The organism is Allorhizobium paknamense (genome assembly GCF_030815125.1).
Classification (GTDB): domain Bacteria; phylum Pseudomonadota; class Alphaproteobacteria; order Rhizobiales; family Rhizobiaceae; genus Allorhizobium; species Allorhizobium paknamense.
The window spans coordinates 93,228-115,648 of sequence record NZ_JAUSWH010000001.1 but is presented as its reverse complement, the minus strand read 5'-3'; the positions used below and the strand labels follow the sequence as shown (position 1 = coordinate 115,648).

At 60.8% G+C, this 22,421-nt stretch carries 21 protein-coding genes; 7 read left to right on the top strand and 14 right to left on the bottom strand.

The genetic code is table 11. The annotated features are described in order from the left end of the window. Positions 1-9: 9 nt before the first annotated feature. Both QO005_RS00550 and QO005_RS00545 read right to left on the bottom strand, forming a co-directional pair. Positions 10-1,590, bottom strand: coding sequence for an asparaginase domain-containing protein (locus QO005_RS00550; RefSeq protein ID WP_307156563.1), 1,581 nt, complete (start codon positions 1,588-1,590; stop codon positions 10-12). A 178-nt stretch (positions 1,591-1,768) separates the two neighbouring features. Beyond that, positions 1,769-2,119 (bottom strand): lysozyme inhibitor LprI family protein, encoded by a 351-nt coding sequence (locus tag QO005_RS00545; RefSeq protein WP_370877974.1) that lies wholly within the window; start codon positions 2,117-2,119, stop codon positions 1,769-1,771. A gap of 195 nt (positions 2,120-2,314) precedes the next feature. Between QO005_RS00545 and QO005_RS00540 the strand changes: the two genes are divergently transcribed. Then, a complete protein-coding gene (locus tag QO005_RS00540) occupies positions 2,315-3,733 on the top strand; it encodes a DegQ family serine endoprotease (protein ID WP_307156025.1) in 1,419 nt (472 codons plus the stop codon). Next, complete coding sequence (locus QO005_RS00535) at positions 3,730-5,046, top strand: replication-associated recombination protein A (protein ID WP_307156024.1); 1,317 nt, start codon at positions 3,730-3,732, stop codon at positions 5,044-5,046. Before QO005_RS00540 ends, QO005_RS00535 begins: the two co-directional genes overlap by 4 nt. A 115-nt stretch (positions 5,047-5,161) precedes the next feature. Here QO005_RS00535 and QO005_RS00530 read toward each other — a convergent pair whose 3' ends face one another. From QO005_RS00530 to rpe, 5 genes are all read right to left on the bottom strand, one after another. After that, complete coding sequence (locus tag QO005_RS00530; RefSeq protein WP_307156023.1) at positions 5,162-5,461, bottom strand: DUF1883 domain-containing protein; 300 nt, start codon at positions 5,459-5,461, stop codon at positions 5,162-5,164. A 289-nt stretch (positions 5,462-5,750) separates the two neighbouring features. Then, positions 5,751-8,216: a heavy metal translocating P-type ATPase gene (locus tag QO005_RS00525; protein WP_307156022.1), complete on the bottom strand. Its 2,466-nt coding sequence runs from the start codon at positions 8,214-8,216 to the stop codon at positions 5,751-5,753. Between the two features lie 153 nt (positions 8,217-8,369). Continuing rightward, the gene (gene purB, locus QO005_RS00520; protein ID WP_307156021.1) at positions 8,370-9,671 is read right to left on the bottom strand and encodes an adenylosuccinate lyase; all 1,302 of its coding nucleotides are present in this window, start codon (positions 9,669-9,671) and stop codon (positions 8,370-8,372) included. Positions 9,672-9,784: 113 nt separating this feature from the next. After that, on the bottom strand, positions 9,785-10,516 hold the full coding sequence (locus QO005_RS00515) for a DUF2259 domain-containing protein (protein WP_307156020.1): 732 nt from the start codon (positions 10,514-10,516) through the stop codon (positions 9,785-9,787). Further along, positions 10,516-11,193 (bottom strand): ribulose-phosphate 3-epimerase, encoded by a 678-nt coding sequence (gene rpe / locus QO005_RS00510; RefSeq protein ID WP_307156019.1) that lies wholly within the window; start codon positions 11,191-11,193, stop codon positions 10,516-10,518. The genes QO005_RS00515 and rpe overlap by 1 nt, the downstream gene beginning before the upstream one ends. A gap of 153 nt (positions 11,194-11,346) precedes the next feature. On the opposite strand from rpe, the gene QO005_RS00505 reads away from it, so the two are divergent. Beyond that, entirely contained in the window at positions 11,347-12,102 is a 756-nt protein-coding gene (locus QO005_RS00505; protein ID WP_307156018.1) for an SDR family NAD(P)-dependent oxidoreductase, read from the top strand. Positions 12,103-12,110: 8 nt separating this feature from the next. Here QO005_RS00505 and QO005_RS00500 read toward each other — a convergent pair whose 3' ends face one another. Then, positions 12,111-13,172, bottom strand: coding sequence for a branched-chain amino acid ABC transporter substrate-binding protein (locus tag QO005_RS00500; RefSeq protein WP_307156017.1), 1,062 nt, complete (start codon positions 13,170-13,172; stop codon positions 12,111-12,113). Between the two features lie 129 nt (positions 13,173-13,301). Here QO005_RS00500 and QO005_RS00495 point away from each other — a divergent pair, with 129 nt between their 5' ends. Then, positions 13,302-13,667, top strand: a complete 366-nt coding sequence (locus tag QO005_RS00495) for a TfoX/Sxy family protein (protein WP_307156016.1) — start codon at positions 13,302-13,304, stop codon at positions 13,665-13,667. Here QO005_RS00495 and QO005_RS00490 read toward each other — a convergent pair. The 4 genes from QO005_RS00490 to QO005_RS00475 all read right to left on the bottom strand — a co-directional run bounded on the left by QO005_RS00490 (position 13,656) and on the right by QO005_RS00475 (position 17,894). Then, positions 13,656-15,494: an O-linked N-acetylglucosamine transferase, SPINDLY family protein gene (locus QO005_RS00490; RefSeq protein WP_307156015.1), complete on the bottom strand. Its 1,839-nt coding sequence runs from the start codon at positions 15,492-15,494 to the stop codon at positions 13,656-13,658. The genes QO005_RS00495 and QO005_RS00490 overlap by 12 nt on opposite strands. Before the next feature lie 64 nt (positions 15,495-15,558). Next, positions 15,559-16,239, bottom strand: coding sequence for a cobalt-precorrin-6A reductase (locus QO005_RS00485; RefSeq protein ID WP_307156014.1), 681 nt, complete (start codon positions 16,237-16,239; stop codon positions 15,559-15,561). Beyond that, positions 16,223-17,341 (bottom strand): cobalt-precorrin-5B (C(1))-methyltransferase, encoded by a 1,119-nt coding sequence (locus QO005_RS00480; protein WP_307156013.1) that lies wholly within the window; start codon positions 17,339-17,341, stop codon positions 16,223-16,225. Before QO005_RS00480 ends, QO005_RS00485 begins: the two co-directional genes overlap by 17 nt. 136 nt (positions 17,342-17,477) lie before the next feature. After that, positions 17,478-17,894 carry a hypothetical protein gene (locus tag QO005_RS00475; protein ID WP_307156012.1) on the bottom strand — a complete coding sequence of 139 codons (417 nt, stop codon included), beginning with the start codon at positions 17,892-17,894 and terminating at the stop codon, positions 17,478-17,480. A 62-nt stretch (positions 17,895-17,956) separates the two neighbouring features. Here QO005_RS00475 and QO005_RS00470 point away from each other — a divergent pair, with 62 nt between their 5' ends. Beyond that, positions 17,957-18,415, top strand: coding sequence for a GNAT family N-acetyltransferase (locus tag QO005_RS00470; RefSeq protein ID WP_307156011.1), 459 nt, complete (start codon positions 17,957-17,959; stop codon positions 18,413-18,415). Between the two features lie 173 nt (positions 18,416-18,588). On the opposite strand, the gene hspQ is transcribed toward QO005_RS00470, so the two are convergent. Further along, entirely contained in the window at positions 18,589-18,918 is a 330-nt protein-coding gene (gene hspQ / locus QO005_RS00465) for a heat shock protein HspQ (protein WP_307156010.1), read from the bottom strand. 72 nt (positions 18,919-18,990) lie between these two features. Then, a complete protein-coding gene (locus QO005_RS00460; RefSeq protein WP_307156561.1) occupies positions 18,991-19,764 on the bottom strand; it encodes a sulfite exporter TauE/SafE family protein in 774 nt (257 codons plus the stop codon). Between the two features lie 316 nt (positions 19,765-20,080). On the opposite strand from QO005_RS00460, the gene metG reads away from it, so the two are divergent. Both metG and QO005_RS00450 read left to right on the top strand, forming a co-directional pair. Beyond that, positions 20,081-21,634, top strand: coding sequence for a methionine--tRNA ligase (gene metG / locus QO005_RS00455; RefSeq protein WP_307156009.1), 1,554 nt, complete (start codon positions 20,081-20,083; stop codon positions 21,632-21,634). Between the two features lie 4 nt (positions 21,635-21,638). Continuing rightward, a complete protein-coding gene (locus QO005_RS00450; RefSeq protein WP_307156008.1) occupies positions 21,639-22,421 on the top strand; it encodes a TatD family hydrolase in 783 nt (260 codons plus the stop codon).

The window sequence follows — 22,421 nt, the reverse complement described above, 5'->3', positions numbered from 1 at the left end:
CTTTTTCCCTTACAAAGCCTTGGTCTCCTTTTCGGAGGTAGCAAAGCACCATGTCCGCTTCAGGGCCGCGTAATCATAAAGCTCGAGCAGGATCCCCTCTGTTGAGGCTGTCAGCCGGAGCTGGCTCGGCGCACGACCGGCAACCGCGGTGTTGCTGGCCCAGAGCAGATCATTATTGCGGCTCATGAAAACCAGATTGCCATCGGCTTCAACGCGCAAGGTGCCGGGGAGTTCTGTATCTTTTGTCGTCTCAAGCATGGCCCAGACCACCTGACCGTTATTATCGGTCAGCAATGGCCCTTTTTCCGGGTGGTTCGTCAGCCGTGCCGCGCCATTGAAGGTGGAAAGCGATTGTCCGGGGGCGAGCATGGCATTGCCGCGATTGTCGAGGCGGCTGAGATCGGCCATTTCGCCCACGAGGGGCAGTTGCATGAGAAATTTCACATCGGCAAGCCGCCAGCCATTGGCTTCGGCGGCGGCGAGCAGCACCGTCAGCTTGGCAAGGGAGGCGGAAGGGGTCATGTCCACCGGGTTCAGCGCCCCGATCCCGGGAAGCCAGGCCCCGGCGGCATAGGCGTTGTAATCCACCGCGCCATGCTGAACCTGCGTATTGTCCATGATGATGACGCCTGCCTCATTGGCGGCGGAAAGCGCCTTGTAGATCGCGCCTTCCTCCGGCGTTCTCGGATGACCGCTTGGGAAATTACCCGCGCCATAGGACCGCAGCACCAGTCCGCGCACGCCTTGGGCCACGAAACCGTTGATCAGGTCGGCCAGCAGAGCGGTGCCCTGTTCGGGATGATAGGGCGCGGGAAAGGCACTGAGTTCAGCCACCCTGAGGGCGGGCAAGGCATTGCGGATGGCAACAAGTTGCGCGGCCGTGGCTGCCCGGGCTGCCCTGTCGTCAAGGCTGGCGGTGCGCGAGACCGGTGCCGGTGGCAGAACGCGGGCATCGAGCGTGAAGCGAATGCCGTGACGGCCCAGCGGTCCATTATTCGGCGCATCGAAACCGCGAAACTGGCCGGTATCCGTCTTCACCACCCGCGAACCGCGAAACAGCAGGCTGTCAAAGAAAACGCAGACATCCGGAATGCCGGATTGTGCGGCGGCGATAGCGCCGCAGACATTTTGAAAGGCATCGGTATTGAAGTTCAGCGCTTGCGGGCTGTCCGTGGAGGGCGCGTAGAAAAGCGGGGCCTGCGATCCGGTCAGGATGACCGGCTTGGAAAGCCCGGCAAGCCGCGTTCCATCCGGTGCAAAGCGCGAGAGCAGCAGCGGAAGCGCCATGCCGCTCGCTTGCATGGTGTCGGTGCCGTGCAACACCACCCAGCCGTCCACATCCTCGTAATGGGTGAGAATATGCTCGGCCATCAGACACCAGTCAGTGGGCTGGAGGTTGGTGCTGTCCAGCATGCCTGTGGCGCTTTGCGGGAAGGTGAGATCGGTGGCGTAGGAGAGCGTCAGGTCAGGAAAGGCCTGAAGAAGAGCCGGCTCTACAAGCTGCCTGAACGCGTCGGCAAAGGCGCGTGCCGTCATCGGCGCCAGCGGAGTTCCCACGCAACTGATGGTGCCGCCGGTGTTGATGATCATGATCTTCAAGACAGAATTCCCCCTTGTTCTGACAGGCTTTGTCGCCGCCTCGCGACGTCCGGCCCTCTGGGCCGGGTGCGCTGAGCTCTTCGATACCGTTTTCCGGCTTTAAGCGATTTCGCCGCTTTGGAAAAGAAGCTGTCAGACAGATTTTTGGGAGAATATGTGCGCTTTGCCGTCAACGCGGACGCTCGATGCGGTCGTAAACGCTCATCAACTGCGTCAACCGATCGCCGTAGGCCTTTGTAATACATGCCTTATCGGCGTTGCAAGCTTGACGCGTTTTCAACCAGGCGCTCTGCTGGTCCTGTAGCTCACCGCGATTGCCCATGGGCAAGAGGCCGGCAATGAGATCGAAGGTCGTGACCATCTTCACGTCCAGATCGTTGAGGTCGCGGTTGTCGCAGATCACCTTTTCATCGGCCTTCAGATCGGTGCGGGTGCAGTCGAAGCTGGCGGCCTCACCATCTGCGGGAAGAGCAAGCGCTGCTCCCATGAGGGCGGTGGCGGCAAGGGCGATTTTCAGCATGGAAGGTCCTTTGTCGACTATGTCTATAAAAGACATGTTGCAGCAAGGAGCAATGTAAAGGGCGAGCCCCACGCTCGCTTGATCATCACGCTGTTGCAATCGCGGTTTCTTGCCACAATTTACCCCTCATCAGGTTCTTTTCCTTGTGACTCATTTTGAGTAAGCCCATATAAAACCACAGCAAGAGGAGCTTCCATGCGTGGTCTGAAACAGAAACTTGCCGCCGGTATCGCCCTGGTCGTCGTCGCGGGCTCCGTGGCGTTTGTTGCGCCGGTGGTGGCTGAGGATAACCGAGCCGTGCCGCAGACCCGCGCTGAGGTGCAGGCCTCCTTTGCGCCGCTGGTCAAGGAGACCCATGGCGCGGTGGTGAATGTCTATGCGGAGCGCATTGTCGAGCGCCGCACCAATCCCTTTGCGGGCGACCCCTTTTTCGAGCAGTTTTTCGGCCAGCGCTTTCCCAATCGTACGGAAAAGCAGTCTTCGCTGGGCTCCGGCGTGATCGTTGAAGCCAATGGCACGGTGGTGACCAATAACCACGTCATTGAAGGCGCGGATGACATCAAGGTGGCGCTTTCGGACGGCCGCGAATTTCCGGTGAAAGTGCTGCTCAAGGATGAGCGCCTTGATCTCGCCGTGCTGAAGATTGACGCCAAGGAAAACCTGCCGGTGCTGAAGATCGCCGATTCCGACAGGATCGAGGTTGGCGATCTCGTGCTGGCCATCGGCAATCCTTTTGGGGTGGGCCAGACGGTGACCAGCGGTATCGTTTCGGGTCTGGCGCGCAACCAGGTATCCGAAGGCGATTTCGGCTTCTTCATCCAGACGGATGCGGCGATCAACCCCGGCAATTCGGGGGGCGCGCTGATGAATATGAATGGCGAACTGATCGGTCTCAACACCGCGATCTTCTCCAAGGGGGGCGGGTCGAACGGCGTGGGCTTTGCCATCCCCGCCAATCTGGTCAAGGTTTTCCTGGCGGCGGCCGATAGCGGCGCCAAAGCCTTCGAGCGGCCCTATGTCGGCGCGACCTTCGAGCCTGTCACTTCGGATGTTGCCGATGCGCTGGGGCTGAAAAAGGTGCTGGGCGCGCTGGTCGTCAAGACGGTGGAGGGCGGCCCTGCCGCCAAGGCGGGCATCAAGGCCGGTCAGGTGATTACCGCCGTCAACGGCATTCCGGTAGAGCACCCGGATGCGCTGAATTATCGCCTGACCACCGCCGGTGTCGGCAAGCCGGTGACGCTGACGGTGATGGAAGAAGGCCGCGAGCGGCAGGTGGAACTGACGCTGAGCGGGGCGCCGGAAACGCGTCCGCGCGATGAGAAGGCCATTACCGGCGAAAACCCTTTCAGCGGCGCGACGGTCGGTAATCTTTCGCCGAAGCTGGCCTATGAGCTGCAAATGCCGACGGAGACCACCGGGGTGGTCATCACCAAGGTAGAGGATGGCTCGGTAGCGGATCGCCTGGGCTTCAAGCCACGCGATATCATTGTCTCTGTCAACGGCACCGAGGTGGCCAGCAGCGCCGATATGGCGAAGGTTGCTCGCAGCCAGCCGAATTTCTGGCGGGTGGAAATCAATCGCAACGGTCAGACCTTACGGCAGATTTTCCGATGAGCGATCTCTTTGCTCCCCATCTCAGCGAGGATATGGCGGCCAAACGGCCACTGGCCGACCGTTTGCGGCCAAAAAACCTCGCCGAGGTGACGGGGCAGGAGCATCTGACCGGTGAGGACGGGGTTTTGCGGCGGATGATTGCCGCAAATTCCATCGGCTCAATGATTTTCTGGGGGCCGCCCGGCACCGGCAAGACCACGGTGGCGCGGCTCCTCTCAGGCGAGACAGGCCTTGCCTTCGAGCAGATTTCCGCGATCTTTTCCGGTGTGGCCGATCTCAAGAAAGTCTTCGAATCGGCGCGGACCCGCCGCCTCTCAGGTCGTCAGACGCTGTTGTTCGTGGATGAGATCCACCGCTTCAATCGCGCCCAGCAGGACAGTTTCCTGCCGGTGATGGAAGACGGTACGGTGATCCTGGTGGGAGCGACGACGGAAAACCCATCCTTTGAACTCAATGCCGCTCTTCTCTCCCGCGCCCGGGTGCTGACCTTTCGCCCGCACGATGCCGAGAGCCTGGAAACCCTGCTGCAAAGGGCGGAAGCCGTTGAGGCAAAGCCGCTGCCGCTGGACGCCAGCGCCCGCGAAAGCCTGCTGCGCATGGCTGATGGCGATGGTCGCGCCGCGCTGACGCTGGCGGAGGAGGTGTGGCGCGCGGCCCGGCAGGGCGAAATTTTCGACCCGGACGGTCTGTCCCGCATCGTGCAGCGGCGCGCCCCGGTCTATGACAAGGGGCAGGACGGGCATTACAATCTGATTTCCGCCCTGCACAAATCCGTGCGCGGCTCCGACCCCGATGCCGCGCTCTACTATCTCTGCCGAATGTTCGATGCAGGCGAAGATCCGCTCTATCTTGGGCGGCGTCTGGTGCGCATGGCGGTGGAGGATATCGGCCTTGCCGATCCGCAGGCGCTGGTTATCTGCAACGCCGCCAAGGACGCCTATGATTATCTGGGCTCACCGGAGGGCGAGCTAGCACTGGCCGAGGCCTGCGTTTATCTCGCCACCGCACCGAAATCCAATGGCGTTTACACCGCCTACAAGGCGGCCATGCGTGCCGCCAAGGAAAACGGCTCACTGCTGCCGCCCAAGCATATCCTGAATGCGCCGACCAAGCTGATGAAGGGTGAGGGCTATGGCGACGGCTATCTCTACGATCACGACCAGCCGGACGCCTTTTCCGGCCAGGATTACTTTCCCGAAAAAATGGGCCGTCAAACCTTTTACGATCCGCCTGAACGCGGCTTCGAACGGGAAATCCGCAAGCGGCTGGATTGGTGGGCGAAGCTCAGGCGCGAACGTGCAGGCAAAATGTGATTGCCTAGAGCATTGTCCCGAGAAAAGTGGAAACCGGTTTTCCGTCCGGAAATGCGTAAAAACAAGAATTTAGAGCGTTTCAATGTTTCCGTGAAACAATGAAACGCTCTATTGCTTACCCGGCGCGCCGCGTTGGCGGGGTGATCATCTTCACAGAGGATTCTGCGAGGCCATGATGGCCTTCCATGTCCACGATCAGGTGCCAGTGGGCCGCTTCGGGAATGACGATCTTGACCGGGGCCTTCTTGGCGACGCCGCCGAGATATTTGTAATCCAGCCCTTCCTTGAAGCGCTGAAAGTTTGGCGCGGTCATCAGGCGTACATTGTTCACCGCGGAGAGGGAGACTTCAAGGATTGCGCCCGCCCGCAATTCCTTCAGATCGAAATGGGTAAAGCGGAAGCTGACCTTGGTCATTGGCATCCTCCCTCAGTATCATGCATTTTTTCGACGATCTAAAATACCCGCAGGCCGTTAAAGAAAAGTAAGATCGGTGACGGGAACCAGAGGCTACTTCACACGTTTAAGGACCATCGACGCACGCCCTGGCGGCCCTACTTGTGCCCCAGGACGTGTCTAGAAGAAGGTTCCCAACCTCCAGTCCCCGTTTCGGCCCTGTGTCGAACGGGGTTTTTTTTATTATAATCTTGATACCAAGGCGCTAGGCATTGTCGCCTTGAAGAGCTTTCCAATATCCTAACTGGATTTAGGACTTGTTATAGGCACGCAGCCTCAAAGCATTGGTGAGGACGAAAACGCTGGAAAGCCCCATGGCAGCCGCGGCGAAGATGGGTGAAAGCAGCATACCATTCACCGGATAGAGTAGCCCTGCGGCAACCGGGATCAGCAGCACATTGTAGCCGAAGGCCCAGAACAGGTTCTGGCGGATATTGGCAAACACGGCCTTGCTCAATCCCACGGCTCGGGAAACCCCGGTGAGATCGCCGGTGATCAGCACCACATCGGCACTTTCAATGGCGATATCCGAGCCGGTGCCGATGGCAATGCCGACATCAGCCGCAGAAAGCGCCGGTGCGTCATTGATGCCATCCCCCACGAAGGCGACAGCGTTTCCGCCGCTTTTCAGGCGCTCGATGGCCTCCACCTTGCCTTGTGGCAGCACCTCGGCCACGATCTGGTCAATGCCGAGCTTGCGGCCAATCGCTTCGGCGGTATGGCGATTGTCCCCGGTGATCATCGCCACCTTGAGGCCCAGCACATGCAAGGCCTGGATGGCCTGCGGCGTGGTTTCCTTGATCGGGTCCGCTACGGCGATCAATGCGGCGGCGCTTCCATCCACGGCGATGTAAAGAGGTGTATGTGCCTCCCGGGCCAATCTCTCGGCGGATGCGGCGAGAGCAGAAATATCGATGCCCGCCCGCTGAAGGGCACGGTCGGCGCCGATCACGACGCTCCGGCCTTCGACCATGCCGGAGACGCCGAAACCGGGTTCCGCCTTGAAATCCTCGACCTCGGCCAGCTTGGCGCCTTCATCCTGTGCTGCGCGGACAATGGCATTGGCCACCGGATGTTCGGATCGCGCTTCAAGGCTTGCGGCAAGTCGCAGAATATCGCCTCGCACATGGCCTTCCGTGGTGATGATCTCCGTCAGTTCCGGCTTGCCAAGGGTGAGGGTGCCGGTTTTATCAAGGGCGATGATGGAGATATCCTTGAGGCTTTGCAGAGCTTCGCCTTTGCGAAACAGCACGCCCAGTTCTGCGGCGCGGCCCGTTCCGACCATGATGGAGGTTGGCGTGGCAAGGCCCATGGCGCAGGGGCAGGCAATGATCAGCACGGCCACGGCATTCACCAGCGCGTGCGCCAGCGCAGGCGAGGGGCCGAAGATCAGCCAGATCAGAAAGGTCAGCGTGGCCGCTGCCATGACGGCAGGCACGAACCATGCCGTGATGCGATCCACCATGGCCTGAACCGGCAGCTTTGAGCCTTGCGCCTCTTCCACCATGCGGATGATCTGCGCGAGCAGGGTGGCCGATCCCACTTTTTCAGCCCGGAACCGGAACGCGCCCGTGGTGTTGATAGTGCCGCCGGTCACAGCGCTTTCCGGCGTTTTCTCGACAGGCACCGGCTCACCGGTGATCATCGACTCATCCACAAAGGAATGGCCTTCCGTGACCTGCCCATCGACGGCGATGCGTTCTCCGGGGCGCACATCGATCAGGTCGCCCGGCGCAATCTTATAAACCGGAAGATCGACAAAGCTTTCGTCGCGCCACACGCGCGCCGTCTTGGGCGCAAGATTGACCAGCCGCTTGATGGCCTGGCTGGTGCGGCCCTTGGCCCGGCTTTCCAGCATGCGGCCCAGCAGGACCAGTGTAACGATGACGGCGGCGGCTTCATAATAGACATTCACCGTGCCCGGCGGCATGAGCTGCGGCGCGAAGGTGGCGATGACCGAATAGATCCAGGCGGCGGACGCGCCCACCACCACAAGCGAATTCATATCCGGCCCGCCGCGCAGCAGCGCTGGAACGCCCTTGCGGAAAAAGGTGAGGCCGGGACCGAACAGGACAAGACTGGCAAGAACGAATTGCAGCCGCCAGCTGAAACCCATGCCGAGCGTGTCCATCACCCACATATGCATGGCGGGGATGAGATGCGATCCCATTTCCACAATGAAGACGGGCAGCGTCAAAAGCGCGCTGATGAGCGTGAGGCCGGCAAGATGCGTGGTTTCCCGGTCACGACGATCCTCCGGGGGGCTCGCCGTTTCCGCTTCGGCAGCGACAGGCTTGCGAACGGCATAGCCGGCCTTGGCAATGGCCTCTTCCAAACGCTCTTCGGCCAAGCCTTCCGCAACCGTCAGGCTCGCTTTTTCCGTGGCCAGGTTGACCGAGGCACTGACCACGCCCGGCACGGCCTGAAGCGCCTTTTCCGCCCGCCGCACACAGGAAGCGCAGCTCATGCCCTCGATCTCGATGTTCCGCTGCTCCAGCCGGGGGCTATAGCCAGCTTTTTCGATGGCTTGCAGCACGGAGGGAAGGTCCGGCTTTTCCGCAAACTCGATGCTCGCCCGCTCGGTCGCCAGATTGACATTCGCCGCCGCCACACCCGGCACGGCCAGAATGGCCTTTTCCACCCGCCGCACACAGGAGGCGCAGCTCATGCCATCAACGGCAATCTCTGCTCTATGCTGGGTGCTGGTGCTTGTCATCCTGTCTCTCCATAAGCTCGCTGCATGGCGATCCAAGGCAGAGATAGGGCTTCCCATAGGGGGAAGGTCAATGGCGGGCGGGAATTTTTTAAGGAAAAGCTCATGCCTTACTTTAAAGAAAAGGCGGCCCTGCTTGGAGCCGCCTTGCGATAATCAGCCAAACACCCGCTTGAAGATCGTATCGACATGCTTGGTGTGGTAGCCGAGGTCGAATTTTTCGCGGATGGCCTCTTCGGAGAGGGCGGCGCGGACTTCTGCGTCCGACAGCAGTTCTTCGAGGAAGTCCTTGCCCTGTTCCCATACCTTCATGGCATTGCGCTGCACGAGGCGATAGGCATCTTCGCGGGAAACGCCGGCCTGGGTCAGCGCCAGCAGCACGCGCTGCGAATGCACGAGGCCGCGGAACTTGTTGAGGTTGGCCAGCATGTTATCCGGATAGATCACCAGTTTTTCGATGACAGCGGCCAGACGGTTGAGCGCGAAATCCAGCGTAATGGTGGTATCCGGGCCAATGCCGCGCTCGACGCTGGAGTGGCTGATGTCGCGTTCATGCCAGAGGGCCACGTTTTCCATGGCGGGCGTCACGGCCATGCGCACGAGGCGGGCAAGGCCGGTCAGGTTTTCCGTCAGCACCGGATTACGCTTGTGCGGCATGGCGGAAGAGCCCTTCTGACCGGGGGAGAAGAATTCTTCCGCCTCCAGAACTTCCGTGCGCTGCATATGGCGAATTTCGATGGCGACGTTTTCGATCGACGAGGCAATCACACCAAGCGTCGCAAAGAACATGGCATGACGGTCACGCGGGATGACCTGGGTGGAAATCGTCTCCGGCGCCAGGCCGAGCTTGGCGCAGACATGTTCTTCCACGCGTGGATCGATATTGGCGAAGGTGCCGACAGCGCCGGAAATGGCGCCGGTTGCCACTTCGGCACGGGCTGCCTGCAGGCGGTCGCGGTTGCGCTTCATTTCGGCGTAGAAGCGGGCAAAGGTCAGACCCATGGTGGTCGGCTCGGCATGGATGCCGTGGCTGCGGCCGATGCGGATCGTGTCCTTATGTTCGAAAGCGCGGGTTTTGAGCGCGTTCAGCACGCGGTCCATATCGTTGAGCAGCAGGTCTGCGGCGCGCACGAGCTGAATGTTGAAAGTCGTGTCCAGCACGTCGGAAGAGGTCATGCCCTGATGCACGAAGCGGCTGTCCGGGCCGATGAATTCTGCCAGATGCGTCAGAAAGGCAATGACGTCATGCTTGGTCACAGCCTCGATTTCATCGATGCGGGCAACGTTGAACTCCGCAGCGCCACCCTTTTCCCAGATGGTGCGGGCCGATTCCTTCGGGATGACGCCGAGATCCGCCAGCGCGTCGCAGGCATGGGCCTCGATCTCGAACCAGATGCGGAACTTGGTTTCGGGCGACCAGATGGCGACCATGTCAGGCCGGGAATAGCGCGGGATCATAGGCTCAACTTTCCTGCAAAAAGAATGGTTGCGAGCCCCTTAGCAAAGGCTGGGCCGAGGTTCAATCTTTGCAATGGAAATGCAGCCCCGCAAAAGCCCAAAGGGCAAAGACTCTAAGGCTTGATCGGTACGGCAAGCCACCGCCCATCCGACCCATCGGAGGCGGGGTTCATCACCAGCACCAGCGCAATCTGCACCACGGCCCCGCCGGGGATCTGGTAGGTGACCACGCCGCCCAGCCGGTAGCCGGTAGGACAACGGCGGCTGGCGGGCACATGGCCATCCTCATAAACGACCTTGTCCTGCTTCTGGCCGGAAATCTGCGTCATGCGCAGGCGGAAGCCCTTGATGGTCTGCACCTGCTCCTTGCAGGCGGCGGGTGCGCCTTCATCCAGCTCTTCCAGCGTCAGTGTGTTGGGCTCACCGGAATTGGGCACGCTGGACCGCAGGCGATAGGTAAGGCTGTGCGGATCGCTGCTGACTTCGCTGACCGGGCTGAAGGCCACAAGCTCGCCGGGATGATCGAGAAGTCCGCGATCCTGTACGATCTTTGCCACCTGATCCGCCGCCTGCTTGCGGATGGCGGAAAGCGTGGCCTTGTCGTCATCGCCGCGCTGGCGCACCGGCGTATCCGGCAGGAAGGTGTTGTTGTTCAGGTCGATGGCATAGATGTTGGAATAGGGAATGTTGACGCCGCTCTGCACACCGAATTCCTCGAAGGCGAAAACGGAGCCATCCGCCGAAAAGCCGATGGGCCTGACGGATGCGATATCGCCCGCAAAGGCCGGAAGGGCGGATGTGAGGAGCGTGGCGGCTAGCGCGAGGCGGCGAAGCGCGGTGTTCATCACGCGCGGCCTCCTTCGGCGGCGGCGCGCAGGCCGCTCACCGTCTTGCGATAGGCATCGACGCCATCGCCCTTGTAAACGGCGGAACCCGCCACGAGAACATTGGCCCCGGCGCGGGTAACGATCGGTGCGGTTTCCACGGTAATGCCGCCATCCACTTCCAGCGCGATATCTCTGTTGCCGATCAGGGCCTTTGCCTGGGCAATCTTGTTTGCGGCCTCGGGAATAAAGCTCTGGCCGCCAAAGCCGGGATTGACGCTCATGATCAGGATCAGGTCGACATCATCGATCACATGTTCCAGTGCGGAAACGGGGGTGGCCGGGTTCAGCGAAACGCCCGCCTTCTTGCCCAGCGCCCGGATGCTTTGCAGCGAACGGTGCAGATGCGGCCCTGCCTCGGCATGCACGGTGATGTAATCGCAGCCCGCATCGGCAAAGGCGGCGAGATAGGGATCGGCAGGAGCAATCATCAGGTGACAATCGAACACTGCTTTGGTCAGCGGGCGCAGCGCCTTGATCACCGCCGGGCCAAAGGAAATGTTCGGCACGAAATGCCCGTCCATCACATCGAGATGCACCCAGTCGGCACCAGCCTCGACCACATCCGTCACTTCTTGTCCAAGCTTTGCGAAATTGGCGGCAAGGATCGACGGGGCGATCAGCAGCGGGCGGTTCATGGGCGGGGATACTCCTGGCACGGCAATTCTGGGCTCCATAGCATTCCGTGGGAAAGGCGACAACTGTGGCGATTCGTTGGTTCGATTTTTCCCGCACGTCATTTAAAACAATTTTATTGGGCGATTTGTGCGGCAAGGGAGGAAATAAAGCGCATGCAACGGTTTGTGATCGTTACCGGTGGCAGCACGGGCATCGGGCGGCAATTGGTGAAACGCTTCTGCGAGGGCGGCGACCGGGTGGCCTTCAGCTATCTCGGCGCGGCGGAACCTGCCGAAACGCTGGTGGCCGAACTCAGCGGCTCAGCCCTTGCTCTCACAGCCGATGTCGGTGAGGGCACAGCAGTGGAGCGGTTTTTCGATGCGGCCTGCGAATGGGCAGGCGCCGCGCCGGATGTGCTTGTCAACAATGCCGGCGTGCAGACCTGGGCTGGCCTTCTCGACCTCTCGGAAGCCGACTGGAACCGGGTGATCCGCACCAATCTCACGGGAGCCTTTTTGAACACCAAGGCCGCCGCCGCCCGCATGGCAGCGGCGATGAGGCCGGGTGCCATCGTCAATATCGGCTCCGGATGCAACAAGATCGCCTTTCCGAAACTGGTGGATTACACCGCCTCGAAGGGTGGCGTGGAGCAGTTCACCAAGGTGGCGGCGGTGGAGCTTGGCCCCAAGGGCATTCGCGTCAATTGCGTGGCGCCAGGGGCCATTGCCACGGAGCGCACCTTCGAGGAAGCGCCCGATTACGGCGAGACCTGGGGCAAGGTGACCCCGCTTGGCCGGGTGGGAACGCCGGATGACGTGGCCGAGGCGGTGCTGTTTCTGGCAAGCGACGCCGCCCGCTTCATCACCGGCCAGACGCTCTGGGTGGATGGCGGCCTCTTCAGTCGCCCGGTCTGGCCCTATGATGAATAGGATCCATCCTAGGGCTGGCTGGTCAGGGCGTGAAACGCACCGTCCCGCCATTCCATGAGGCGATAGGGGTTCTCTGCCCATTCATGATCGCGGCTGAAGGCGATCTTGCCGATGACGGTGTCGAGGCTGGTGGCGGGAATGGTCTCGGCCAGTCGCTGGCCCTGTGCGGACGCGGCGGAGAGAAATTGCACGGCAGCATAGGCGGGCAGGGCATAGCCATCCGGCTCCACGCCCTTTTGCCTTATGGCCTCGGCGGCAGCCTTGGCCGCAGGGGTATCCGCATAATCCGGCGTGATGACGGCCAGAACGCCATTTGCAAGCGGTACGGGCTTGTCGACAGCCTTCATCGCATCGCCGGCAAGCAGGGTGAGCGGAATGTTTTCAGAAGCCGCGTCGCGGGCGATGATGGCAACATCACTGCGGTCGCCGCCGATGAACACATGGGTTGCGCCCGTCTTCTGCAGACGGCGGACCAGCGCGATCTGGTTTTCCTGATTGGGGCGGTAGGTATCGGTAAAGACGGGTTTCAGCCCGCGCGGCTCAAGCGTTGCACGCAGGCCATCCACCAGCTCACGGCCATGAATGGTGCCGTCATCGATCAGCGCAAAGGCAGAACCCGCCCATTGGGTGAGGATGATGTCCGCCAGCTTTTCGCCCTCCGCCTTGTTGGAGGGGGCGAGGCGATAGAGTGGCCAGCCCTTCTTCAGGGCATCTTCCATGATGGTGGGCCAGCGAACCGAGAGCGTGAGCGCCGGAAGGCCAGCAGCCCCAAGCTTGGGAGCCGCCCCTTCCAGCGTTTCGCTGCACAGGAAACCGATGGCCGCCTCCACCTTCGCGGCCAGCAGGGCATCGGCAATGCCGCCGCCGCTGCCAGCGGCGCAGCTTTCATCCACCAACGTCAGCTTCGCACCGGTTGCGGCTGCGGCGGCTTCCGCGCCCGCCCGGATCTGCTGACCAAGCAGGGCGTAAGGCCCGTCCTTCGGCGCGACCACCCCAAGGGTCAGCGCTTCGGCCCGGCTTGCGCCGAAGAGCAGAAGAAGCGACAGGGCGAGAGGACGGCTGAATCTCATGGGTTCCAATGGGTGTTCTTGTCTGCGGCAACGCAGAGTTTTGAGGTTTTATTTCATCTAACAAAGGCCTTATCCTTCGCAAATGACGAGGGCAATGGCAAACATGGAATCGGGGAAGCGTAAAGGACCATGGATAACGAAGAAATTCAGGAGATTTTTGCCGCTTTAGGCCCTGTCAGCATTCGCCGGATGTTTGGCGGCAAGGGCATTTATTGCGACAGGGTGATCCTTGCGCTTTATCTGTTCGACGAGATCATGCTCAAGGCCGATGCCGAAAGCGCCCCGGAATTTTCTGCCCATGGCGCACGGCAATGGGTCTATCAGCGCCCCGGCGGCAAGCCGGTGGCCATGCCCTACTGGTCTGTGCCGGATGCCGCCTTCGACGATCCCGACGAGATGGCGAAATGGGTGCGGCTTGCCTATGAAGCCGGGCGGCGGGCGGCGGTGAAAGCGCCTGCGAAACCTCGCTCGCACCGTAAAAGCTCAGGCCGGTAAAGCGGGCACGTCGAAATGACCGGGCTGAAGCCCGGCTTTTGCCCGCTCCACCATCATCTCATAGGCATTTTCCAGATGGCGGCAGAAGCGCACGGCATCAAACAGCGGTAGGCGATAACGGTTTTCCGTGAGGTGCTGTTTCAAGGCGGTCCGGCGGGAGGCGTCGGCAATCAGTGCCGCAGCAAGAGCCAGAAACGCCGCGTCGTCCTCTGCCACCAATGTCTGCAACCCCGCCGCATTGAGCAGGCTTTCCGAAACACGGGAGGCGAAATTGCTGCCGCGCCGGGTGATGACCGGCAGGCCCGCCCAGAGCATGTCCGAAGTGGTGGTGTGGCCATTGCACGGGAAGGTGTCGATGGCGAAATCGGCAGCCTGCATGCGGGCGATATGGGCGGAATAGGCCATTTTCGGCGCGAAGAGAAATTGCGACTGTTTCACCCCCAGCCGCTTGAAATGCTCTGCCGTGGCCTGCCGGGCATGCTGGCCATCCACCATCAGCCACAGCAGCGCCTGCGGGTTTTGTTTCAGCACCTCGGCCCAGAGCGCCATGGTTTCCAGCGTGTTCTTGCGCTGGCTGTTGAAGGCGGCAATCACCACGCGGTTTTCCGGCAAGCCAAGGGCAAGCCGCGACGGCGCGGGTGGCAGCGGACGGTGAACGGGATCGTTGGGCTGATAGCTTTCCGGCAGACGGCAGAAATGCTCGTGGTAAAAGGGCTTTGCGCTGTCCGGCAGCACGAAGCGGTCGCCAATCACGTAATCGCAATCGATATCCGGGCAGCTTCCGGGAAAGCCCAGCCATTGCACATGCAGGGGCGCCAGCGGCAGGTTCATCAGATCCGAGCGTGAACCGCGCGTATGGCCCTTGAGATCGATGAGAATGTCGATGGAGCGGCCTTGAATCTCGCGCGCAGCAGCCTCGTCGTCCAGACCGTCGATCGAGACGATCGGTTGCCACTGCTGACGACCGCCCTGATCGAAGGCCAGCAGATGGGCGGGCGTATAACAGAACAGCGTCACCTCGAAACGCTCCCTGTCATGGGCTTCGAGCACGCTGCGCAAAAGCCGCATGGTGGCGTGATCGTCCCAGAGATCGCAGGAGAGATAGCCGAGCCTGATTTTTCGACCCCATGGCTGCGGCCTTTGATGACGCGCCGCACGCGCGTTCGCGGAGATCGGACGCTTGCCGCCATGGGCGGTGGCCAGCCGGTTCAGCCGCTCATCCGCCAGCCACATGATGTTGGCGTGCGGTGGTTCCGCGTTCAAGAAATCCAACCGGCCTGCGGTGATATCAGCCTCCAGCAGCGGCATTTCCGCAAGCAGAATCGGATAATCGCAATGCTCGCGCGCCAGCCGTAAAAGGTTCATGCGAATATGCTGGTCCTGCGGCTTATCCCGGCGCAGCCTGCGATAAAGCGCCAGGATCAGCGGGTTGCGCTCATCGGCATCCAGATGCTGGCGGGCAAGGGCAAGATGGGCTTCATCACTGCTGTCGATCAGTGCTGCCAGCGCTGCATCGCGCTCGGCGGGCGAGGGGAATAGGGTCTGAGCATTTCCCGGAAATGCGTCGAAACGCTCCAACGTGCAGACAGCGGCCTGTGCGGTCAGCAAAGCGGCCTCCGCACCCGACGTGCGGGCGGCGGCGAAGCGATAGGCTTCCGCCGCTTCCGCTTTCAGCCCCAATGCGGCGAGATTATCCGCAAGCAAAGCGGCGGCCTCCGGTCCGCTCCACTCGGCAATGAGCCCGGAGGCAAGCGTGAGGCTCTCTTCATGGCGGGCGGCGTTGAAAAGCCTTTGCGCCTCGGTCAGGGTTTCGGAAGCGGCTTGCACGGTAGAGGGTCCATAACAGTCTTGATGACGGCCACTCATTGTCCATCAAGCTTGCGCCAGCGTTTCATCGGCCAATCATCAGCACGGGAATGGCCAGATGCCGGGCGGCAACCACCTTGCCATAGCCCGCTTCGCCGCCGGAATTGCGGCACACCAGATGGGTCACGCCATGCTCCCGCATCAGCGCCATTTCCTGCGCCGGATCGGCGCTCGGTTTGCCGAGAACAAGCGCATGATCGGCAAAGGGCGGGGGATGGGCAGGCGGGTCCACCATGCGCAGCAGAAAACGGCAATCACGCCTGTCTGCAAAGGCGGCGATATGCTGGCGGCCCAGCGCCAGAAAGGCGCAGGCCCTTGCGGGAAGGGCGCGGGCGGCCTCTTGCAGCGATCCCATCTCCCACCAGTTATCGCCTGCCTGTTTTTGCCAGGGCTCACGCTCCAGCCGCACCAGCGGTATGCCCGCCGCCGCACAGGCAATCTCGGCATTGGCAGAAATCTGGCGGGCGAAAGGGTGAGTCGCGTCATACACCCCGGTGATGCCTTCGCTCCGCAGGAAGGCGAGAAGCCCTTCCGCGCCGCCAAAACCGCCCCGCCGCAGACGCCCTGCCGGAGGCTCCGGCTCTTCCGTGCGGCCTGCAAGCGAGGTCAGCACATCCGCCTTGCCCTCCGCCACCAGTTGCGCGGCCAGACGAACCGCCTCCGCCGTGCCGCCGAGAATGAGGATTTTGTCATGGGGACCGGGCAAGGATATTTCCCTTCCGGTCAATCACCATCACCTCCACGGCCACCGGTGCGCCCTTCAGCGTATCGAGCGCGGTCTGCCGTGCCAGCTGTGCGACGGGAGAGGCGAGATCGATCCCCCGTTCCCGCGCCAGTTCCAGCGCGTCCAGCGCGGTATTGGCGGCAAGCACGCGCTCAGCCAGTTCGGGGGACCGATCCGGAATTAGCGAGGCGAGAAAACGGTTATCGATCTGGCTTCGGGAGGAGTGCAGGTCGAGCGCGCCCTGTGCGAGCTTTGCCATTTTGGCGAAGCCACCGGCAAGGGTCAGCCGTTCGACCGGATGCTGGCGCAGATATTTGAGCAGGCCGCCTGCGAAATCGCCCATGTCCAGCAGGGCCTCGGCCGGCAGGGCATGAAAGGCCTGGGCGGCCTGTTCAGAGGTGGAGCCTGTGGCGCCCAGCACATGGGAAAGCCCCATGGCGCGCGCCACATCCACGCCGCGATGAATGGAATGTATCCAGGCCGCACAGGAAAAAGGATGGACGATGCCTGTGGTGCCGAGAATGGAGAGCCCGCCGACAATGCCAAGCCTCGGGTTCCAGGTTTTCTGGGCAATCTCCGCGCCGCCGGGAATAGACAGCGTCACATCGATATCGGCTGGTACGCCCTTAGCCAGCGCCACGGCTTGAAGCTCGGCCATCATCATCTGCCGGGGTACGGGATTGATGGCCGGTTCGCCGATGGCCAGCGGCAAGCCGGGGCGGGTGACGGTGCCGACCCCTTCACCGGCAAAGAAGCGTATACCGGCACCCGTTGGGCCGAGGCGGATGGTGGCGATGACTGTTGCACCATGAGTCACATCCGGGTCGTCGCCCGCGTCCTTGATGATGCCTGCCATCGCCGCGCCCGCTTCAAGCCGTTCTACCGCAAGCGCAAAGGCTGGTTCCTGCCCTTTCGGCAGGCGAATGCTGACCGGATCGGGGAATGTGCCGGTCAACAGGGCGGTATACGCAGCCTTGGCGGCGGCGGTGGCGCAGGCGCCCGTGGTCCAGCCGGTGCGCAGCACGCCGCCCGGCTTGCGCGCCGCGCCTTCCGTGCCCTCTCCGCTTGCCACATCCTTGGTCATTGCCCGGTTATAGAGCATCGAAGCCCGGCGTGGGAAGAAGATTTACGAAAATGCAATGCAAAAACAAAACCCTACAGAAAATCTCGGTTTTTCATCGGATTTTCAGAAGACCGGTTCCAGCTTCCGGGCCTGGACTTTATCGATCCAGCTTCTTGGCCACCCAGGTATAGGTGCTGGTCACCACATGCAGCGGCTTTTCGAAAGCCAGCTTCATATCCCGTTTGCCCGGTATCACCTCGCGGATATAACCAACGGCACGTTGGGCAAAGGAGCGCTTTTCCGCTTCCGGCATGGGTTTTTCGGGTGCCGGATCGTTTTTGGACGGGGTGGCGGGTGAGGGAACCTTCGTTGCGTTCTGCGCCAAATCCTGCTTCTGGCAAACGGCGACGACGCTTGGGTAATTCACGTTGGAAAAATGCGCCAGCACCTTTTCCGAATCGCCATTGCACATCTCCAGCGAGACCCAGCGTTGTTCGGCGGTCGCGATATACTGGCACTGGCTGACACTGTCATTGCAGCCCAGTATGGTCATGATGATCAATGCGGCTTGCATCTTCCTGCCTTTCGGGTCATTCCCGTTCGGCATACACCAAATTCCGTATCCTGGGTATTTTAATGACCGTCATCATTGCAAAAGAGCCGCCTCGCCAGCCAAAGGTGCTGGCGCTACTGGCCCAGTCGGATGCTTATATGGCGGCGCTTTATCCGTCCGAAAGCAATCATCTTCTGGATGTCTCGGCGCTGGAAAAGCCCGAGGTGAAGTTCTTCACCGCCCGGCATCACAACGACATCGTCGGATGTGCGGCGCTGGTGGAAAGCGGGGATGGCACGGGAGAAATCAAGCGGATGTTTGTCGATCCCGCCTCGCGCGGGCTTTCCATCGGGAAAAAGCTGCTCGCCTGTCTGGAGGAGGAGGCGCTGGCGCTTGGTCTTTCCGCACTCAGGCTGGAGACGGGCATTCACCAGCCGGAAGCGCTGGGGCTTTACCGCGCCTTCGGCTTTGTCGAGCGTGGTCCGTTTGGAAGCTATGCGCTCGATCCGCTCAGCCTGTTTATGGAAAAGCGGTTGAGATAAAAAGACTGCGCTCTTCAAAAAAATCCCGCCTCTTTTATAAGAAAGAGGCGGGGCTTGGGAGGAAGTTTGGATTAGAGCGTTTCATTGTTTCACGGAAACATTGAAACACTCTAACTCTTTGTTTCTACGCATTTCCGGACGGAAAACCGGCTTCCACTTTTCCTGGAAATGCTCTAGTGCGCGAAGTTCATGCGCGGCTTGTAATGCCCTGCGCCTTCCTGCACGAAAATCTGCTGAACCTGCGGATTTCTTAGCGGCTGGCCGCTTTGATCATGCTCCAGGTTCTGCTCCGAGACGTAGGCCACATATTCCGACTCATCGTTTTCCGCCAGCAGGTGGTAGAAGGGCTGGTCCTTGCTGGGCCTTATTTCCGGCGGAATGGCGTTCCACCACTCCTCGGTATTGGCGAATTCCGGATCGACATCAAACACGACGCCGCGGAACGGGAAAACCTTGTGACGGACGATGTCACCGATTCCGAATTTTGCGATGCGTTGTTTCATGGCTTCATTTCCTTTCCCTGTCATATTTGGGGAGGAAATGCCCCTTTATCAAGGGGTTTTGCGCATGGCTGCTCAGCTATGGATGAGCTTCAGCGCGACGATGACCAGGATAAAAGCCAGCAAAAGCCGTATGATACGCTCCGGCATCCGCGGCGCGGCATGACTCCCCAGGAGAATCCCCGGGATTGACCCGATCAGCAGCGACAGCAGCAGAGCCCAGTTGACGTCGCCGATCATCCAATACCCCAGTCCGCCCACCAGCGTCAGCGGTATCGCATGGGCAATGTCCGAGCCGACAATCTCGTTGACGGCGGCGCGCGGATAGAGAAACAGCAGCACAGTGACGCCGATGGCGCCCGCCCCCACCGAGGTCAGCGTGACCACCGTACCTAGCACGAGGCCGAGGCAGAAGGTTGCAATGGCAATGGTGCGGGGAGAGGGCGTCTTATGACTTTTCAGCCAGTTCAGTTCGAAACGCACCAGCAGATCGCGAAACAGCAGAATGATGGCTGTCACCAGCAGCATGATGCCGAGACTGGTGGTCAACAGCTCCACCGCATGGCCGCTGCGGCGGTCGACGCCGCTCATCAGCCAGAGCGTGATGGCGCTTGCCGGAATGCTGCCGAGGCTGAGCGCGCCGACCAGCCGCCAGCGCACATGGCCGTTGCGGTGGTGCACGCTGGCCCCTGCCATTTTGGTGATTGCCGCGTAGAGAAGATCCGTGCCCACCGCCGTAGCGGGATGGATGCCGAAGAGCAGCACCATCAGCGGTGTCATCAGGGATGCGCCCCCTACGCCGGTGATGCCGACCAGCGCGCCGACGAGAAAGCCGGAGAGAGAGACCATGGGGTCGAAGGCAAAATGGGCCGGCAACGTCTCTCCCTTCACGAATCCTGAAGCTTGCCCGGGTCTAAAGCCCGTTGCGGCTTATCAGCCTCATGCAACGTGCTTTACGTTCTTGTTTTAACGCATGTCGTTATCGCAAAACCGCTGCACACTTTTGCGCGACATGCTCTAGCGAAGGGCGAGGGGTTGCGTCAAGGACGGCAGGGATAGCAAGCGGCCTGCTTTGCTGAAACTTGTTGTTTCGTATTTTTTGAACATGGGGTAAGAGCGGCAGACCATCAGAACAATAAGACGTGCACGCCAAGGGCCAAACCCGATGAAAGACACCTATTATATCACCACCGCCATTTCCTATCCGAACGGCAAGCCGCATATCGGCCATGCCTATGAGCTGATCGCCACGGATGCCATGGCCCGCTTCCAGCGGCTGGATGGCAAGGATGTCTTCTTCCTCACCGGTACGGATGAGCATGGCCAGAAAATGCAGCAGACGGCGCGTAACGAAGGCATCACGCCCGAAGCGCTTGCCGAGCGCAATTCCAATGAATTCCGTGAGATGGGCAAGCTTCTGAATGCCTCGAACGATGATTTCATCCGCACCACCGAGCCCCGCCACCATGCTGCCAGCCAGGAAATCTGGAAGCGCATGGAAAAGAACGGCGATATCTACAAGGATAGCTATGCCGGCTGGTATTCCGTGCGGGATGAAGCCTATTACGCCGAAGAGGAAACCGAAGTCCGCGCCGATGGCGTTCGCTACGGACCGCAGGGCACGCCGGTGGAATGGGTGGAGGAGGAAAGCTATTTCTTCAAGCTCTCCGCCTATGAAGACAAGCTCCTGAAGCTCTACGAGGATCAGCCGGATTTCATCGGGCCGAACGAGCGCCGCAACGAGGTGATTTCCTTCGTCAAGTCCGGCCTCAAGGACCTGTCGGTCTCGCGCACCACCTTCGACTGGGGCATCAAGGTGCCGGGCAATGACAAGCATGTCATGTATGTCTGGGTGGATGCGCTGACCAATTACGTTACGGCCACCGGCTATCTGAGCGATGAAAACGGGCCGCGCGCCAAATACTGGCCTGCGGACGCCCACATTATCGGCAAGGACATCATCCGTTTCCACGCCGTCTATTGGCCCGCCTTCCTGATGTCGGCTGGCCTGCCGCTGCCCAAGCGCGTCTATGCCCATGGCTTCGTTCTGAACAAGGGCGAGAAGATGTCAAAGTCCTTGGGCAATGTCGTTGATCCCTTCGATCTGTTGCAGCAGTTCGGCCTCGATAATGTCCGCTATTTTCTCTGCCGCGAAATTTCGTTCGGGCAGGATGGCAACTGTAATCCAGAGCTTGTCGTCACCCGCATCAACGCCGATCTCGCCAACGGTATCGGCAATCTTGCCAGCCGTTCGCTGTCGATGATCGGCAAGAATCTTGAGGGCAAAGTGCCGGAACCCGGCCCGCTGACCGATGCCGACAAGGCCATTCTCGCCACCGCTGATGAAGCCATTGGCATTTGCCGCGAGGAAATGTCGCGCCAGCAGATCCACAAGGCGGTCGGCGCCATCATGAACATCGTCAATGAGGCAGACCGTTACTTTGCCGCGCAGGAGCCCTGGGTGCTGCGCAAGACCGATGTGGCCCGCATGGCGACGGTGCTTTATGTCACGGCGGAAGTGGTGCGCCAGATCGCCATTCTCTTTCAGCCAATCATGCCGGACAGTGCGGCGAAACTTCTCGACCTCGTGGCCGTTGCTCCCGAGGACCGGGTTTTCGCCAAGCTGGGTGAGGCAGGCCGCCTGACGCCAGGGACGGAGCTTCCTGCCGTATCGCCGGTCTTCCCGCGCTATGTTGCCCCGGAAGCAGACAAGGCCTGATTTGATGCTGATCGATACCCATTGCCATCTGGATTTCGCCGATTTCGAAGAGGAACGTGACGATCTGGTGAAGCGCGCCCATGATGCGGGCGTCAAGCAGATGGTGACCATCTCCACCCGCGTGGCGAAGCTGGAAGGGTTGCTGGCGCTGACAACCCGCTATCCTTCCGTCTTCTGCTCTGTCGGGACCCACCCGAACAATGCCGGTGACGAATTGGACATCACCGCCGACGATCTGGTGCGGCTGGCCGAGGCCCATGAAAAAGTGGTGGCCATCGGCGAATGCGGCCTCGATTATTTCTACGATACGCAGACGCCGGAAGACCAGAAAACCGGCTTTTTGCGGCATATCGAGGCTGCGCGGCGCACGCAGCTGCCGCTCGTCATCCATAGCCGCAGCGCCGATGACGACATGGCCGCGATCCTGCGGCAGGAAACGGAGAAGGGCGCTTTTCCCTTCATCCTGCATTGTTTCTCTGCCGGTGAGATGCTGGCAAAGACAGGCGTGGAGCTTGGTGGTTTCATCTCCTTCTCCGGCATTCTGACCTTCCCGAAATCGCAGGAACTGCGCGACATCGCGCGCGACGTGCCGCTGGACCGGCTGCTGGTGGAAACCGACGCACCCTATCTCGCGCCGAAGCGCTGGCGTGGAAAACGCAACGAACCCTCCTATGTGGTGAATACGGCAGAGGTGCTGGCGGAGGTGAAGGGCCTGAGCTACGCTGAGATGGCGGAGATCACCACCGCCAATGCCTTTCGTTGTTTTTCAAAGATGCCGAGGCTTTAG